This window comes from Sphingomonas sp. LT1P40 (assembly GCF_036663835.1).
GTDB lineage: Bacteria > Pseudomonadota > Alphaproteobacteria > Sphingomonadales > Sphingomonadaceae > Sphingomonas.
Map to the genome: position 1 here is coordinate 1,805,575 of NZ_JAXOJT010000001.1, position 15,436 is coordinate 1,821,010.

The window sequence follows — 15,436 nt, forward strand, 5'->3', positions numbered from 1 at the left end:
GGAACATCGCATGTCCACGCCCATCGACATCGTCATCTACCACAACCCCAATTGCGGCACTTCGCGCAACACGCTGGCAATGATCCGCAACGCCGGGATCGAGCCGCATGTGGTGGAATATCTGAAGACGCCACCATCGCGCGAACTGCTCGTCCAGCTTATCCAGCGCGCGGGCATCGCGCCGCGCGACCTGTTGCGGGAAAAGGGCACGCCCTTTGCCGAACTCGGCCTTGGCGACGCATCACTTTCGGACGACGCATTGGTCGAAGCGATGATGGCGCATCCGATCCTCATCAACCGCCCGCTGGTCGTGTCCCCGCTCGGCGTGAAGCTGTGCCGACCGTCCGAAGCCGTGCTCGACTTGCTGCCAACCCCGCAACAGGCCTCCTTCGCCAAGGAAGATGGCGAACAGGTCATCGACAGCGCCGGTCAGCGCATCGCCTGATGCTGGCGGCGCTTGCGATCTTCGCCGTCACGATCGCGCTCGTCATCTGGCAGCCGCGCGGTCTCGGCATCGGCTGGAGCGCGCTGGGCGGGGCGGCCGTCGCTTTGCTGGTCGGCGTCGTCTCGCTGGCGGACGTGCCGGTGGTGTGGGGCATCGTGTGGAACGCGACCGCCACCTTCGTTGCGATCATCATCGTCAGCCTGTTGCTGGACGAAGCGGGTTTTTTTGAGTGGGCGGCGCTGCATGTCGCGCGCTGGGGCGGCGGGAACGGTCGAACGCTGTTCGTCCTGATCGTGTTGCTCGGCGCGGCGGTGTCGGCGCTGTTCGCCAATGACGGCGCGGCACTGATCCTGACGCCAATCGTCATCGCGATGCTGCGCGCGCTGGGCTATGGCGATCGGGCAACGCTGGCGTTCGTCATGGCGGCGGGGTTCATCGCCGATACCGCCAGCCTGCCGCTGATCGTCTCCAACCTCGTCAACATCGTCTCGGCCGACTTCTTCAGCATCGGTTTTGCCGACTATGCTTCAGTGATGGTGCCGGTCGATCTGGCGTCGATCGCAGCGACACTGGGCGTGCTGCTGCTGTTCTTCCGTCGCGACATTCCCGCGCGCTATGACGTCGCACAGCTTCGCGCGCCCGTCGACGCGATCCGCGATGCTGCTACCTTCAAGGCGGGCTGGATCGTCCTTGCCGCACTGCTCGCCGGCTTCTTCCTGCTCGAACCGCTGGGCGTGCCGGTCAGCGCCGTCGCGGCCGCCGGTGCCGCCCTGCTGCTCGTGATCGCCGCACGCGGCCATGTGATCGAAACGCGTAAGGTCATGCGCGGTGCGCCGTGGCAGGTCGTGATCTTCTCGCTCGGCATGTATCTGGTCGTCTATGGGCTGCGCAACGCGGGCCTGACCGACCATCTGGCGATCTTGCTCGATGCCTCTGCGCAGGGCGGCATATGGGGTGCCGCGTTCGGCACCGGCGTCATCGCCGCCTTGCTGTCATCGGTGATGAACAACATGCCGACGGTTCTGGTCGGCGCGCTGTCGATCGAAGCCACGCAAGCCAGCGGCGCGGTCCGGGAAGCGATGATCTACGCGAATGTCATCGGATGCGATCTCGGCCCAAAGATCACGCCGATCGGTTCGCTTGCGACGTTGCTGTGGCTCCACGTGCTCGGGCAAAAGGGCATTCGTATCGGCTGGGGCTATTATTTCCGGGTCGGCGTGACGCTGACGGTCCCGGTGTTGCTGGTGACCCTCGCCGCGCTCGCCATCCGCCTCAGCCTTTGAAACACCCGACCTCGACAGGATTCCCCTGATGCCCTTGCGCCAACTCTCCGAACCCGACCACCTGCCGGCGCTCGATCCTCGCTACGTCCTCGAACGCCCAGCACTCGGGCTCGGGGCGGGCGACCCGCCGCCGCGTATCCTGTTGCTTTACGGATCGTTGCGCGAGCGCTCTTTTTCGCGGCTCTGCGTCGAGGAAGCCGCGCGTCTGCTCCGGTCCTTCGGCGCGGAAACTCGCATCTTCGACCCTTCCACGCTGCCGCTGCCCGATCAGCATGTCGGCGACGACCACCCGGCGGTGCACGAACTGCGCGAGCTGTCGATGTGGTCGGAGGGTCACGTCTGGTGCAGCCCCGAGCGTCACGGCCAGATCACCGGCATCATGAAGCTTCAGATCGACCATCTGCCGCTCGCCTATAAGGGGTTGCGACCCACCCAGGGCCGCACGCTCGCGGTGATGCAGGTCAGTGCCGGATCGCAAAGCTTCAACAGCGTCAACACGCTGCGCATCCTCGGCCGCTGGATGCGCATGGTGACCATTCCCAACCAGTCGTCGGTGGCAAAAGCCTATGACGAGTTCGACGCCGCCGGACGCATGAAGTCATCCAGCTATTACGACCGCATCGTCGATGTGATGGAGGAGCTTGTCCGCTTCACCGTCCTGATGCGCCCGCACGCGGCCCAGTTGGTCGATCGCTATTCGGAACGCAAGGAACGCGACCACCCCGTCGAAAAGCCGGTCGACAGCGCTGGCCTTGCGTCCCTCAGTCCAGATTCGGCCGCAGATACCGCGTCGCCAGCTCCAGACTGATCCCCCGCCGCGCCGCATAATCCTCCAGCTGGTCCGGCCCCACTCGGGCCACGCCGAAATACTCAGCCTGCGGGTGCCCGAAATAAAAGCCCGACACCGCCGCCGTCGGCAGCATCGCAAAGCTTTCGGTCAGCGTGATGCCGGTCGCCTTGTGCGCGTCCAGCATCTTGAACAGGATCGGTTTCAGGCTGTGTTCGGGACAGGCGGGATAGCCGGGTGCCGGGCGGATGCCGCGATATTGTTCCTTGATGATCGCCTCGTTGGTCAGCTGCTCGCCCTCGGCATAGCCCCACAGGGCGGTGCGCACATAATGATGCAGGCGCTCGGCAAACGCCTCGGCCAGACGATCGGCCAGCGCCTTCAGCAAGATGTCCGAATAATCGTCAATCCCCGCCTTGAACCGCGCCAAATGCGGCTCGATCCCGTGGATCGACACCGCGAACCCACCGATCCAGTCGCCGTCGCGGTCGATGAAATCGGCGAGACACATATTCGCCCGCCCTTCGCGCTTCTGAATCTGCTGGCGCAGCATCGGCAGCGTGAAATGCGTCTCATCCTCGACATGGACGATGATGTCGTCGCCCTGTCGGCGACACGGCCACAGGCCGGTCACACCGCGCGCGGTCAGCCACTTTTCGTCGATGATTTTGTCGAGCATCGCCTGTGCGTCGGCGAACAGCGACGTCGCGCTCTCGCCCACCACCTTGTCGGTCAGGATCGCCGGATAATTGCCCGCCAGCTCCCACGCGCGAAAGAACGGCGTCCAGTCGATGTAATTGCGCAGATCCTTCAAATCCCAGTCGGGAAAGGTGTGGACGCCCGGCATGCGGGGCTTGCCCGGCTTCAGGCTCATGTCCGCGTCGAATGCGTTGTCGCGCGCCTTGTCGATCGGGACCAGTTCGCTCTGCCCCTTGTTCGCGCGCGCGACGCGAACCGCCTCATATTCCGCCGCGACCTTGACCACATAATCGTCGCGGATCGTGTCGCTCACCAACGTTGTCGCCACGCCCACCGCGCGGCTCGCGTCCAGCACATGAACGATCGGCCCGTCATAGGCCGGTGAAATGCGCAGCGCGGTGTGCACCTTCGACGTCGTCGCCCCGCCGATCAGCAGCGGCATGGTCATGCCCGCGCGCTTCATCTCCTCGGCTACCGTCACCATCTCGTCCAGCGACGGGGTGATCAGGCCGGACAGCCCGATCATGTCGGCGTCATTCTCATTCGCCGATTCCAGGATTTTCGACCACGGCACCATCACGCCCAGATCGACCACCTCGAACCCGTTGCACTGCAACACCACGCCGACGATGTTCTTGCCGATATCATGCACGTCGCCCTTGACGGTCGCCATGATGATCTTGCCCTTGCCCTTCGCGCCCGGTTCCTTCGCCGCCTCGATATAGGGCAGCAGATGCGCCACCGCCTTCTTCATCACCCGCGCAGATTTCACCACCTGCGGCAGGAACATCTTGCCTGATCCGAACAGGTCGCCGACGACATTCATCCCGTCCATCAACGGCCCCTCGATCACCTCGATCGGGCGCGCGAACGCCAGCCGGCATTCCTCGGTATCCTCGACGACATGCGCGTCGATGCCCTTGACCAACGCATGTTCCAGCCGCTTGGCGACGTCCCAGCCGCGCCACTCCGCCGCCTGCTTCTCCGCCACCGCATCGGTGCCGCGATACTTCTCCGCCAGCGCGACCAGCCGGTCGCCCGCTTCGGCATCCTTGTTGAGGATGACATCCTCAACCGCGGTGCGCAGCGTCGGTTCGATCTGGTCGTAAATGTCCAGCTGCCCGGCATTGACGATCGCCATGTCCATGCCCGCCGGGATGGCATAGTAGAGGAACACCGAGTGCATCGCCTTGCGAACGGCCTCGTTGCCGCGAAAGCTGAAGCTCAGGTTCGACAGCCCGCCGCTGATGTGCACATGCGGACAGCGCGCCTTGATCTCCCTGCACGCCTCGATGAAATCGACGCCGTAATTGTTATGCTCCTCGATCCCCGTCGCCACCGCGAACACATTGGGGTCGAAGATGATGTCCTCGGGCGGAAAGCCGATGCCGACGAGGAGGTTATAGGCCCGCTCGCAAATCTCGACCTTGCGTTCCTTGGTGTCGGCCTGCCCGACCTCGTCGAACGCCATCACCACGACCGCCGCGCCATAGGCCATGCACTTGCGCGCATGTTCAAGGAACTGGTCTACGCCTTCCTTCATGCTGATCGAGTTCACAATCGGCTTGCCGGACACGCACTTCAGCCCGGCTTCGATCACGTCCCATTTCGACGAGTCCACCATCACCGGAATGCGCGCAATATCCGGTTCGGCCTGGATCAGCTTCAGGAACGTCGTCATCGCCTCGTGCGCGTCGAGCAACCCCTCGTCCATATTGACGTCGAGCACCTGCGCCCCCGCCTCGACCTGCTGCAACGCGACCTCGACGGCGGCCGCATAGTCCCCCGCCATCACCAGCTTTTTGAAGCGGGCGGAGCCGGTGACATTGGTACGCTCGCCGATATTGACGAAGCTGGTGGAGGAGGCGGTGGTCATCTTAATTCCCGTCATCCCGGCGAAAGCCGGGATCTTTCAAAACTAGGCGTGCGCTCGTGGCGAGAGACCCCGGCTTTCGCCGGGGCGACGGTCATGCCGCCATGGTGAACGGTTCCAGCCCGGCCAGCCGCGTCCGCACTTCCGGCACCGCAATCGCCCGCGCCGGCAAACCCGCCACTGCGTCCGCGATCGCCTTGATATGCGCGGGCGTCGAACCACAGCATCCGCCCAGCACGTTGACCTGTCCGGCATCGGCCCATTCCTTGACCAGCCCCGCCGTCGTCACCGGCATCTCGTCATATTCGCCAAGCTCGTTAGGCAGACCGGCGTTCGGATAAACCATGATCAGCGTGTCGCACAGCGCCGACAGCGTCTTCACATGCGGCCGCAGCTGCTCCGCCCCGAACGAGCAGTTCAGCCCGATCGTGATCGGCTTGGCATGCCGCACCGCATGCCAGAACGCCTCCACCGTGTGGCCCGACAGGTTGCGCCCGGACAGGTCGGTCAGTGTCATCGACATCATGATCGGCAAGTCGCGGCCCAGCGCCTCGCCCGCCTCGATCGCCGCCTTGATCCCGGCCTTGGCGTTCAGCGTGTCGAACACCGTCTCGATCAGGATGAAGTCCGCCCCACCCTCGACCAGCGCGTCGATCTGGTCTCGATACACGTCCTTCAGATAGTCGAACTCGATCTCGCGATAGCCCGGATCGTTGACGTCGGGCGACAGCGACAATGTCTTGTTGGTCGGCCCGATCGCGCCGGCAACAAAGCGTGGGCGGCCGTCCTTCGCGGCGAATTCATCCGCCAGCCGCCGCGCAATCTGCGCCGACGCAACGTTGATGTCCCTGACCAGATGCTCGGCGCCATAATCGGCCTGACTGATCAAGTTTGCCGAAAAGGTGTTGGTCGAAACGATGTCCGACCCGGCTTCCAGATATTCGCGCGTGATCGTCTCCGGCACCTCGGGCTTGGTCAGCGCGAGGATGTCGTTGTTGCCCTTCTGGTCGTGGCTCAGGCCAAGGTCGCCGGCATAGTCCGCCTCCGACAGCTTCCAGTTCTGGATCTCGGTCCCGAACGCGCCGTCGGTAATCAGGATACGCTTGGCCGCTTCGGCCAACAGCATCTCGCGAATGCTCACGCCGCCTTCTCCTGTGCGGGATTGGTGGGCCGCACCCCCAACAGGTGACAGATCGCGTAGCTCAGCTCGGCCCGGTTCAGCGTGTAGAAGTGAAACTGCCGCACCCCGCCCGCATAGAGTTTCCGGCACAATTCCGCCGCCAGCGTCGCGGACACCAGCTGCCGCGCAGCCGGTCGATCGTCCAGCCCATCGAACAGCCGTTCCATCCATGCCGGCACGTCCGTCCCACACATCGCCGACATCTTCTTGACCGCGGCAAAGCTCATCACCGGCATGATCCCCGGCACGATCTCCGCATCGATCCCCGCACCCGCCGCCGCATCGCGGAAGCGGAAAAACGTATCCGGCTCGAAAAAGAACTGCGTGATCGCGCGGTTCGCACCGGCGTCGATCTTGCGCTTCAAATTGTCCAGATCATGCGCGGCATCGGGCGAATCCGGATGACATTCGGGATAGGCCGCCACCGAAATCTCAAACGGGTGCAGGCGGCGCAACCCCGCCACCAGATCGGCGGCATTGGCATAGCCGCCAACAGGCGACTGGAACTTCGCCCCCGCCACCGGCGGATCGCCGCGCAGCGCCACGATATGCCGCACGCCCGCCGCCCAATATTCCTCCGCAACCGCGTCGATTTCCTCGCGCGTCGCCTCGACACAGGTCAGATGCGCCGCCGCCGCAATCGGGGTCTCGCGCGCGATCCGCGCCACCGTGTTGTGCGTCCGCTCGCGCGTCGTCCCGCCCGCACCATAGGTCACCGACACGAACCGCGGGTTCAGCGGAGACAGCGTCTGGACCGATTCCCACAACGTCTCTTCCATCTTTTCGGTCTTGGGCGGGAAGAATTCGAACGACAGGTCGATATCGCCCGCGACGTCCGCGAACAGCGGCGGAGCCAGCGGGTCCACTCGATTACTCATGCTGCCTTCACCTCACCCAAAGTCTCGCCGGCCTTGCGCGCCAGCCATAATTTCACGGTCAATTCGCCACCCTTCAGCGTCTCGGTGCGTACCGGTGCGAGCCCTGCGGCCTCGAACCAGCCCAGCATCTGCTCATCCGAAAAGCCCAGCCGCACATGCCCCTCACGCAGCCGCAATTCCTCCCGGTCGTGCGGCGCGAAGTCCGCGATCAGCAGCCGCCCGCCGTCACCCAGCACGCGTCCGGCTTCGCGGATCGCCGCCCCCGGCTGCTGCGCGAAGTGCAGCACGTGATGCAGGATCGCCGCGTCCGCCTCACCGTCCGCCATCGGCAGCGCGTAGAGGTCCGCCTGCCGCAGCTCGGCATTGCCCAGCCCGCGCTCCGCCAGCTTGGCCCGTGCCAGCCGCAGCATTTCCGAAGACCGGTCGATGCCCAAAGCGCGTTCGGCGCGCGGCGCGAACAGTTCCAGCATCCGCCCGGTCCCGGTGCCGATATCGATCAGCCGATCAATCGGCACATCCCCCAGCGCGGACGCCATCGCCGCCTCGACCTGTTCCTCGGCAACGTGCAGCGAACGGATCGCGTCCCATTCGCCAGCATGGCCCTCGAACCATTCCGCCGCCGCCGCCGCGCGATCCGCACGTACCGCCGCCAGCCGCGCGGTATCGGCGACGGTCCAGTGATCCGCCTCCTGCCCGCCCCATGCGTCCAGCGCCGCCAGCACCGGCTTCACCCGCCCGGCCTCGCCAAGCGCCACGAACACCCAGCTGCCCTCCTTGCGCCGCTCGGCCAGGCCGGCATCGCACAGGATCTTCACATGGCGCGACACGCGCGGCTGACTCTGCCCCAGCACTTGCGCCAGTTCGCCGACCGACAGCTCCATCGTTCGCAGCAACGCAAGGATACGCAGCCGGGTCGAGTCCGCCAAAGCACGGAAGGTTTCGAGCGCGATCTTCATCTCGCTTATAGATATAAAGATATCTTTATATCACGTCAACGCGAGTGTGATGGCGGCATAATGACTTAACTTTGAACCTACCCCGTCACCCCGGGCTTGACCCGGGGTCCCGCTAATGGCGACCGGTCGAAGAAGCGGGACCCCGGGTCAAGCCCGGGGTGACGAGAATCAGTAATGTCATCGCGCTATGAACGATACAGCCTCGACGCCCGCCCTCACCCAACCCTCTCCCGCGAAAGCGGGAGGGGGGCTAGAAGGCTCACGCCGCCCGCGCTTCCTCCACGATCGGCACCAGCGCGGCCAAAAACTGCCGCGCACTCGCCTCCCACGTAAAACTGCGACCATAGGTGGCACAGGCATCACGATCGCGCGTCAACGCCGCTGCAATCGCCACATCCAGATCGTCGTCCATCGCGCCCGTTTCCGGCGTCAGGATATCGACCGGACCGGTCACAGGATAGGCAGCGACCGGCGTCCCGCACGCCAGCGCCTCGATCATCACCAGCCCGAACGTGTCGGTCTTGCTGGGAAACACGAACACATCGGCGGCGGCATAGGCGCTCGCCAGTTCGGTTGCGAACAACGGCCCCAAAAACCGCACCGCCGGATATTTCGCCTCCAGCGATGCGCGCGCCGGACCGTCGCCGACCACCACCTTCGTTCCCGGATGCGACGACGCCAGAAACGCCTCCAGATTCTTCTCGACCGCGACCCGCCCGACATAGAGCTGCACCGGCCCGTCCAGCCCTGCCATCGCCGGATGCGGCTCCAGGCCGGGGCGGAAATTGGCCAGATCGACCCCGCGCCCCCAGTCCCGCACCTGCGTCAGCCCATGCTTGACCAGTGCTTCGCGGATCGAGTTGGTCGAGGCCAGGATCGACTGGGCGGGCGCATGAAACCAGCGGATATAGCGCCACACCCATTCCGCCGGCACGCCCGAACGCGCCTCGACATAGTCCGGAAACTGCGTGTGATAGGCAGTGGTAAACGGAAAATCATGTTTCAGGCACCAGCGCCGCGCCGCCACGCAGATCGGCCCCTCGGTCGCCAGATGCACGGCATGCGGCTGAAATTCGTCGAACATCGCGCCGATGGTGGATGTCCGCACCATGGCCAGCCGGATCTCGGGATAGGTCGGACACGGCACCGAGTAAAATCGCTCGGGCGATATCACCAGCACCTTGTGGCCCTGCGCCTCCAGCACCCGCCGCACCGATTGCAGCGTCCGCACGACGCCATTCACCTGGGGCTCCCAGGCGTCGGTTACGATCGCGATCCGCACCTTCGGTTCAATCAAGCAGCTGCCAGCGCCTCGACCCTGTCCGGGACGTGGGGCTCGCGGCGTGCGATCTCATCGGCCCAGTGGAGGATTTCCATCCGGCCATCGTAATGCTCGACCAGCGCGGTGCAACCCTCCACCCAGTCGCCGTCATTATAATATTCGATCCCGTCGATCTCGCGCATCTCGGCGGTGTGGATATGCCCCGCGATCACGCCATCCACGCCCCGCGCCCCGGCTTCGCGCGCAACGATTTCCTCGAAGCTGCTGATGAATTCGACCGCGTTCTTCACCTTCTGCTTGGCGTGCTTGCTCAGCGACCAATAGGGCAACCCGCGCCAGGTGCGGTATTTGTTGCACCAGCGGTTCAGCGCCATGACTGCGGTGTAGGCGGCGTCGCCCAGATGCGCGAGCCAGCGGTGCGACATGGTGATCGCGTCGAATTCGTCGCCGTGCAGCACCAGCAGACGGCGGCCATCGGCGGTCTCGTGGATCGCCTGTCGCTTGATCTCGACCCCGCCAAAGCTCAGCCCGCTGAACTGCCGGAAAATCTCGTCGTGATTGCCGGGGATGTAGATCACCCGCGTGTCACGCTTGGCGCGCTTCAACAGCCGCCACACGATGTCATTATGCGCGGCGGGCCAGTAGAATTTCTTCTTCAACTGCCACCCGTCGATGATGTCGCCGACCAGATACAGCGTGTCGCTGTCGACATGGTCGAGGAAGTCGATCAGCATCTCGGCATTGCAGCCGCGTGTGCCCAGATGGATGTCGGAAATCCAGATGGTGCGGAACTGCTGCCGTCCGCCGACCACCCGTTCCGGGATCGACGGCGCGGACGCCGTGAAATCCGCGAGATCGGTGACGTTGCCGTCGAACGGAAGCCGTGTGATCGTGGCCATCTGGTCGCCCCGCGCTAGCCCTTGCCTGCGCCGCCTATGGCTACCGAATGTTACAGCTCGAATCGTTCGCGCGTCACCGAAATGTCATGCGGTGATCGGGATATAGCCAGCCAGTGCTTCGACCCGCTTGAGCCACGCCCGCACCGCCGGCCACGGCGACAGCGCGAACCCGCCCTCCTCCGCGACATGGGTATAGGCATAGAGGCACACATCGGCGACGGTCGGCCCATCCCCGACGAACCAGTCGCGCCCCGCCAGATGCTCGTCCATCAGCTTCAACGCCGCATCGCCGCTGTCACGCTTGCCGGGCAACATCGCGCGTTGCAGGTCGGAGAGGTTCGCCTCCCCGACCCAACCCATCCAGAACCGCACCGTCGCAATGTTCGGTTCGTGATTATACTGCTCCCAGAACATCCAGCGCAGCATGTCCGCCCGGTCGAAAGCATCGGCCGGGATCAGCGCGCTGTCATCTGCGACATAAAATGCCGCCGCATTGCTCTCCGGCAATAACCGGTTGCCATCCTGCAATACCGGAATCCGCCCGTTGGCATTGACGTTCGCCAGAAACGCAGGCGTCCGCGTCTCCCCCGCCACAATGTCATATTCGCGCCGCTCGATCGTCTTGCCGACAAGCGCCCCCGTCAGCCGGATCTTGTAGCAATTCCCCGACGCGGCATATTCATGCAGGATCAACGCGCCGCTCATGGTCTGACCGTCAGCACGATCTTCCCCATATGCTCGCCCGCTTCCATCCGCCGGTGCGCCTCGGCCGCCTCGGCCAGCGGGAATACCTTGTCGATCACCGGCTTCAGCCGCCCCGCCTCGACATAGGGCCACACCGCCCGCGACAGTTCGTCGGCGACCAGCGTCTTGAACGACACGCTGCGCGCCCGCAGCGTCGATCCGGTCAGCGTCAGCCGCCGCCGCATGATCTCGAACACCGGCACCGTCGCTTGTCCGCCGCCCTGCACCGCGATCGAAACGTGCCGTCCATCCTCGGCCATGCACTGCATGTTGCGCGCGACATAATCGCCGCCGACCATGTCGAGCACGACATTGACCCCGCGCCCCTCGGTCAGGTCCTTGACCCGCGCGACGAAATCCTCGGTCCTGTAGTTGATCGCATGATCCGCCCCGTGCGCGATGCAGGCCGCGACCTTGTCGTCGCTGCCCGCCGTCACGATCACCGTCACCCCGAACAGCTTGCACAGCGAAATCGCCATCGTGCCGATGCCGCTGGTCCCGCCATGCACCAGCGCGACATCGCCTTCGCTGGCATAGCCGCGCTCGAACAAATTGGTCCACACAGTGAACAGGGTTTCGGGCATCGCCGCCGCCTCGATCATGCTCAGCATTTCCGGCACCGGCAAACACTGGCCCAGCGGCGCGACCGCATATTCGGCGTAGCCCCCGCCCGCGATCAGCGCGCACATCGGCTGGCCGATAATCTCCGGCGGCACATCCGCGCCTACCGCGACGACCTCGCCCGCGACTTCCAGCCCCGGAATGCTCGTCACCCCCGGCGGCGGCGGATAGGCACCCATGCGCTGGATCACGTCAGGGCGATTGACGCCCGCCGCAGCAACGCGGATCAGCACCTCGCCCTCCCCCGGCACTGGCACGGGACGTTCGATCGTCACCAGCACTTCCGGCCCACCGGGTTGTGCCGGGTCGATCGCCGTCATCCGGTCTGGCAGGTCGGTCATGCTTGGTTCCCCTTGCCTGTCTGAATCGGGATGCAAGCCCGCGACGTCAAGGCTTCGCTGCCCCAATTCGACTGTATATCGCGGTTGACATCGCCACCGGCTGGCCCGACCTTGCCGCATATGGACGCCGACGATCTTCCCCGTCGCCCCGACGACACCGCCGCGCACCTCGCCCGGCAAGACCTCGATCCGTTCTCGGTCGAGGAACTGGCCGAACGCATCGAATTGCTGGAGGCGGAAATCGCCCGTGCCCGGCAAAAAATGGAACGCGCCGTTAACCATCGCGCAAGCGCTGATTCCCTATTCAAGCGATGACACAGGCCGCGACGCTTCCCGCGACAAGGCTTGATGCGGGTGCTCGCACTTCCAACATTGGAAAAGACGGGTCCTGTTCCGATGGCCCGACTGGAGTTCCCCTGAATGCCTAGCTTCGCCTCCGCCCTCGAATCGACCCTTCACCGCGCGCTCGAAGCGGCCAGCGCGCGCCGCCACGAATATGCCACGCTGGAGCATCTCCTCCTCGCCCTCGTTGATGACGAGCATGGGTCGAAGGTGATGGAGGCATGCGGCGTCGATATCGGCGAACTCAAAACCACCGTCGCGCATTACCTCGATACCGAGCTTCAGGCGCTGCGCGTCGACCAACAAACCGATCCGTCGCCGACCAGCGGCTTCCAGCGCGTCGTGCAGCGCGCGATCCTCCACGTCCAGTCCTCGGGCCGCGATGAGGTGACCGGTGCCAACGTGCTGGTCGCATTGTTCAGCGAGCGCGAAAGCTATGCCGTCTATTTCCTGCAACAACAGGATATGAGCCGCCTCGACGCGGTCAGCTTCATCAGCCACGGCGTTGGCAAGGGCAGCAACCCGACCGATTCCACCCCGCCCAAGGGCGCGATGGAAGAGGAAAAGCCGCAAAAGGGTGAGGCCAAGGGCAAGGGCGAAAGCGCGCTCAAGCAATTCTGCGTCGATCTCAATGAAAAGGCGAAGGCGGGCAAGGTCGATCCCCTGATCGGTCGCGGTCCGGAGGTCGATCGCACCGTTCAGATCCTGTGCCGCCGCAGCAAGAACAACCCGCTCTATGTCGGCGATCCCGGCGTCGGCAAGACCGCCATCGCCGAAGGTCTGGCGCGGAAAATCGTCGAGGGCGACGTTCCCGAAGTGCTGCTCCCCGCCGTGATCTACTCGCTCGACATGGGCGCGCTGCTCGCGGGCACCCGCTATCGCGGCGATTTCGAGGAGCGCCTGAAGCAGGTCGTCAACGAGCTGGAGAAGCTGCCGCACGCGGTGCTGTTCATCGACGAAATCCACACCGTGATTGGCGCGGGCGCGACCAGCGGCGGCGCGATGGACGCCTCGAACCTGTTGAAACCGGCGCTGTCCGGCGGCACGATCCGCTGTATCGGATCGACCACTTACAAGGAATTCCGCAACCATTTCGAAAAGGATCGCGCGCTGCTGCGCCGGTTCCAGAAGATCGATGTCAATGAACCGACGATTGAGGATACGATCAAGATCATCACCGGCCTGCGCTCGGCGTTCGAAGACCATCACAAGGTGAAATACACGCCCGACGCGATCAAGACGGCGGTGGAATTGTCCGCGCGCTATATCAACGATCGCAAGCTGCCGGACAAGGCGATCGACGTGATCGACGAAGTCGGCGCGATGCAGATGCTGGTGCCGCCATCGAAGCGCAAAAAGACCATCACCACACGTGAGATCGAACAGGTCATCGCGACGATGGCGCGGATCCCGGCCAAGACCGTCTCGGCCGACGACACCCGCGTCCTCGCCAGCCTCGACACCGACCTGAAGCGTGTCGTGTTCGGTCAGGACAAGGCGATCGAGGTGCTGTCGTCCGCGATCAAGTTGTCGCGCGCCGGCCTGCGCGATCCGTCCAAGCCGATCGGCAATTACTTGTTCAGCGGCCCGACCGGCGTCGGCAAGACCGAAGTCGCCAAGCAGTTGGCCGAAATTCTGGGCATCCCGCTCCAGCGCTTCGACATGTCCGAATATATGGAGCGCCATTCGGTCAGCCGCCTGATCGGCGCGCCTCCGGGTTATGTCGGTTACGATCAGGGCGGTCTGCTGACCGACTCGGTCGATCAGAACCCGCATTCTGTGCTGCTGCTCGATGAGATCGAAAAGGCGCATCCCGACCTGTTCAACATCCTGTTGCAGGTGATGGACAACGGCAAGCTGACCGATCACCACGGCAAGACCGTCGATTTCCGCAACACGATCCTGATCATGACCACCAATGCCGGTGCGTCCGATATGGCCAAGGAATCGATCGGCTTCGGCGAAAGCAGCCGCGAGGATGTGCAGGAAGAGGCAGTGAAGAAACTCTTCACCCCCGAATTCCGCAACCGCCTCGATGCGATCGTGCCGTTCGACTATCTGCCGCCCAAGGTGGTCGAGCGCGTGGTGGAGAAGTTCATTCTCCAGCTCGAACTCCAGCTGGCCGATCGCAACGTCCATATCCAGCTGGATGACGAGGCCCGGGAATGGCTGATGCAGCGCGGCTATGACAAGCTCTATGGCGCACGCCCGATGGGCCGCCTGATTCAGGAGAAGATCAAGCAGCCGCTGGCCGAGGAACTGCTGTTCGGCAAGCTCGTCCATGGCGGCGAGGTCGAGGTGAAGGTCAAGGACAACGTCCTCGTCTTTGCCACCGTATCCGCTCCGCCCAAACGCCCCAAGAAGGGCGGCGGGAAGAAAACCGAGGCGGCAAAAGCCAAGTGAAGAAAGGGCCGGGAGCGATCCCGGCCTTTTCCTTATCATGACCGTCAGGCCGCGATCGCCTGCGCATCCGCCAGACCCTGCGCAATTCCCGAAGCGCGCGCTTCCTCGCCCATCGCAAGTCCATCGGCGTGGACGAATACGGGGTTGCCGATCCCGATGAACTCCAGCACGCCTCGCAAATAGGTTTCGGCATGCTCGAGCGACACGACCGGCGAGTCCACGCCGAACAAGCCGCCCCGCGCCAGTGCAACGAACACGCGCTTGTCGCCTGAAAGCCCCTTCACGCCATCGGGTCCGTAACCGAAAGTCCGGCCCGCCACTATGATCCGGTCCAGCCACGCCTTGAGTTGGCTGGGGATCGAGAAATTATACATCCCCGCGCCGATCACCACGATATCGGCGGCCTCGAACGCGCGTAGTTCGGCATTGGCTTCGGGGTCCGCCAGCACGTCCAGCGTCAGATGCGGCAGCGGATCGGTAGCGAGGTCGCGATAGGTGACGGTGAGCGCAGGATGCGCGCCGCGAAGCCGCTCAACCACCGCCGCGCTGATGCTGCGGCTCGCTGATTGCGCGCCCTGGATGCTCGAATCGATATGAAGCAGGTTCATTGGTCAGTCCTTAAGTCTGGATTTGTGACCAGGACCAGTTATGTGACCGACATGCCCACGCCAAGAACGCATATTTTCAGGACCTGGTCACACCG

14 protein-coding genes are annotated in these 15,436 nt (G+C 64.1%); 5 read left to right on the plus strand and 9 right to left on the minus strand.

The window, feature by feature from the left end:
* The first annotated feature begins 10 nt into the window (after positions 1 to 10).
* Genes arsC through arsH form a run of 3 tightly spaced genes read left to right on the plus strand, consistent with a single transcriptional unit; the run spans position 11 to position 2,536 of the window.
* The gene (gene arsC / locus U1702_RS08970) at positions 11 to 445 is read left to right on the plus strand and encodes an arsenate reductase (glutaredoxin) (protein WP_332723670.1); all 435 of its coding nucleotides are present in this window, start codon (positions 11 to 13) and stop codon (positions 443 to 445) included.
* Complete coding sequence (locus U1702_RS08975) at positions 445 to 1,728, plus strand: arsenic transporter (protein ID WP_332723671.1); 1,284 nt, start codon at positions 445 to 447, stop codon at positions 1,726 to 1,728. Before arsC ends, U1702_RS08975 begins: the two co-directional genes overlap by 1 nt.
* A gap of 28 nt (positions 1,729 to 1,756) precedes the next feature.
* Positions 1,757 to 2,536, plus strand: a complete 780-nt coding sequence (gene arsH / locus U1702_RS08980; protein ID WP_332723672.1) for an arsenical resistance protein ArsH — start codon at positions 1,757 to 1,759, stop codon at positions 2,534 to 2,536.
* On the opposite strand, the gene metH is transcribed toward arsH, so the two are convergent.
* The 8 genes from metH to U1702_RS09020 form a co-directional block, all read right to left on the minus strand.
* Entirely contained in the window at positions 2,490 to 5,090 is a 2,601-nt protein-coding gene (gene metH / locus U1702_RS08985) for a methionine synthase (protein WP_332724666.1), read from the minus strand. The genes arsH and metH overlap by 47 nt on opposite strands.
* A gap of 91 nt (positions 5,091 to 5,181) precedes the next feature.
* Complete coding sequence (locus U1702_RS08990; RefSeq protein WP_332723673.1) at positions 5,182 to 6,228, minus strand: homocysteine S-methyltransferase family protein; 1,047 nt, start codon at positions 6,226 to 6,228, stop codon at positions 5,182 to 5,184.
* The gene (gene metF / locus U1702_RS08995; protein WP_332723674.1) at positions 6,225 to 7,145 is read right to left on the minus strand and encodes a methylenetetrahydrofolate reductase; all 921 of its coding nucleotides are present in this window, start codon (positions 7,143 to 7,145) and stop codon (positions 6,225 to 6,227) included. The genes U1702_RS08990 and metF overlap by 4 nt, the downstream gene beginning before the upstream one ends.
* Positions 7,142 to 8,101 carry an ArsR/SmtB family transcription factor gene (locus U1702_RS09000; protein WP_332723675.1) on the minus strand — a complete coding sequence of 320 codons (960 nt, stop codon included), beginning with the start codon at positions 8,099 to 8,101 and terminating at the stop codon, positions 7,142 to 7,144. Before U1702_RS09000 ends, metF begins: the two co-directional genes overlap by 4 nt.
* 259 nt (positions 8,102 to 8,360) lie before the next feature.
* Positions 8,361 to 9,383 carry a glycosyltransferase family 4 protein gene (locus U1702_RS09005; RefSeq protein WP_332723676.1) on the minus strand — a complete coding sequence of 341 codons (1,023 nt, stop codon included), beginning with the start codon at positions 9,381 to 9,383 and terminating at the stop codon, positions 8,361 to 8,363.
* Between the two features lie 11 nt (positions 9,384 to 9,394).
* Positions 9,395 to 10,282 (minus strand): UDP-2,3-diacylglucosamine diphosphatase, encoded by an 888-nt coding sequence (locus U1702_RS09010; RefSeq protein WP_332723677.1) that lies wholly within the window; start codon positions 10,280 to 10,282, stop codon positions 9,395 to 9,397.
* Between the two features lie 84 nt (positions 10,283 to 10,366).
* Positions 10,367 to 10,987, minus strand: coding sequence for a glutathione S-transferase family protein (locus U1702_RS09015; protein ID WP_332723678.1), 621 nt, complete (start codon positions 10,985 to 10,987; stop codon positions 10,367 to 10,369).
* Positions 10,984 to 11,988 (minus strand): NAD(P)H-quinone oxidoreductase, encoded by a 1,005-nt coding sequence (locus U1702_RS09020; protein WP_332723679.1) that lies wholly within the window; start codon positions 11,986 to 11,988, stop codon positions 10,984 to 10,986. The genes U1702_RS09015 and U1702_RS09020 overlap by 4 nt, the downstream gene beginning before the upstream one ends.
* A 120-nt stretch (positions 11,989 to 12,108) precedes the next feature.
* On the opposite strand from U1702_RS09020, the gene U1702_RS09025 reads away from it, so the two are divergent.
* Positions 12,109 to 12,303: a DUF1192 domain-containing protein gene (locus tag U1702_RS09025; RefSeq protein ID WP_332723680.1), complete on the plus strand. Its 195-nt coding sequence runs from the start codon at positions 12,109 to 12,111 to the stop codon at positions 12,301 to 12,303.
* 105 nt (positions 12,304 to 12,408) lie between these two features.
* Positions 12,409 to 14,733: an ATP-dependent Clp protease ATP-binding subunit ClpA gene (gene clpA / locus U1702_RS09030; RefSeq protein WP_332723681.1), complete on the plus strand. Its 2,325-nt coding sequence runs from the start codon at positions 12,409 to 12,411 to the stop codon at positions 14,731 to 14,733.
* Positions 14,734 to 14,777: 44 nt separating this feature from the next.
* Here the strand turns inward: clpA and U1702_RS09035 are convergent, their stop codons facing one another.
* Positions 14,778 to 15,341: an FMN-dependent NADH-azoreductase gene (locus U1702_RS09035; protein WP_332723682.1), complete on the minus strand. Its 564-nt coding sequence runs from the start codon at positions 15,339 to 15,341 to the stop codon at positions 14,778 to 14,780.
* Positions 15,342 to 15,436: the final 95 nt, after the last annotated feature.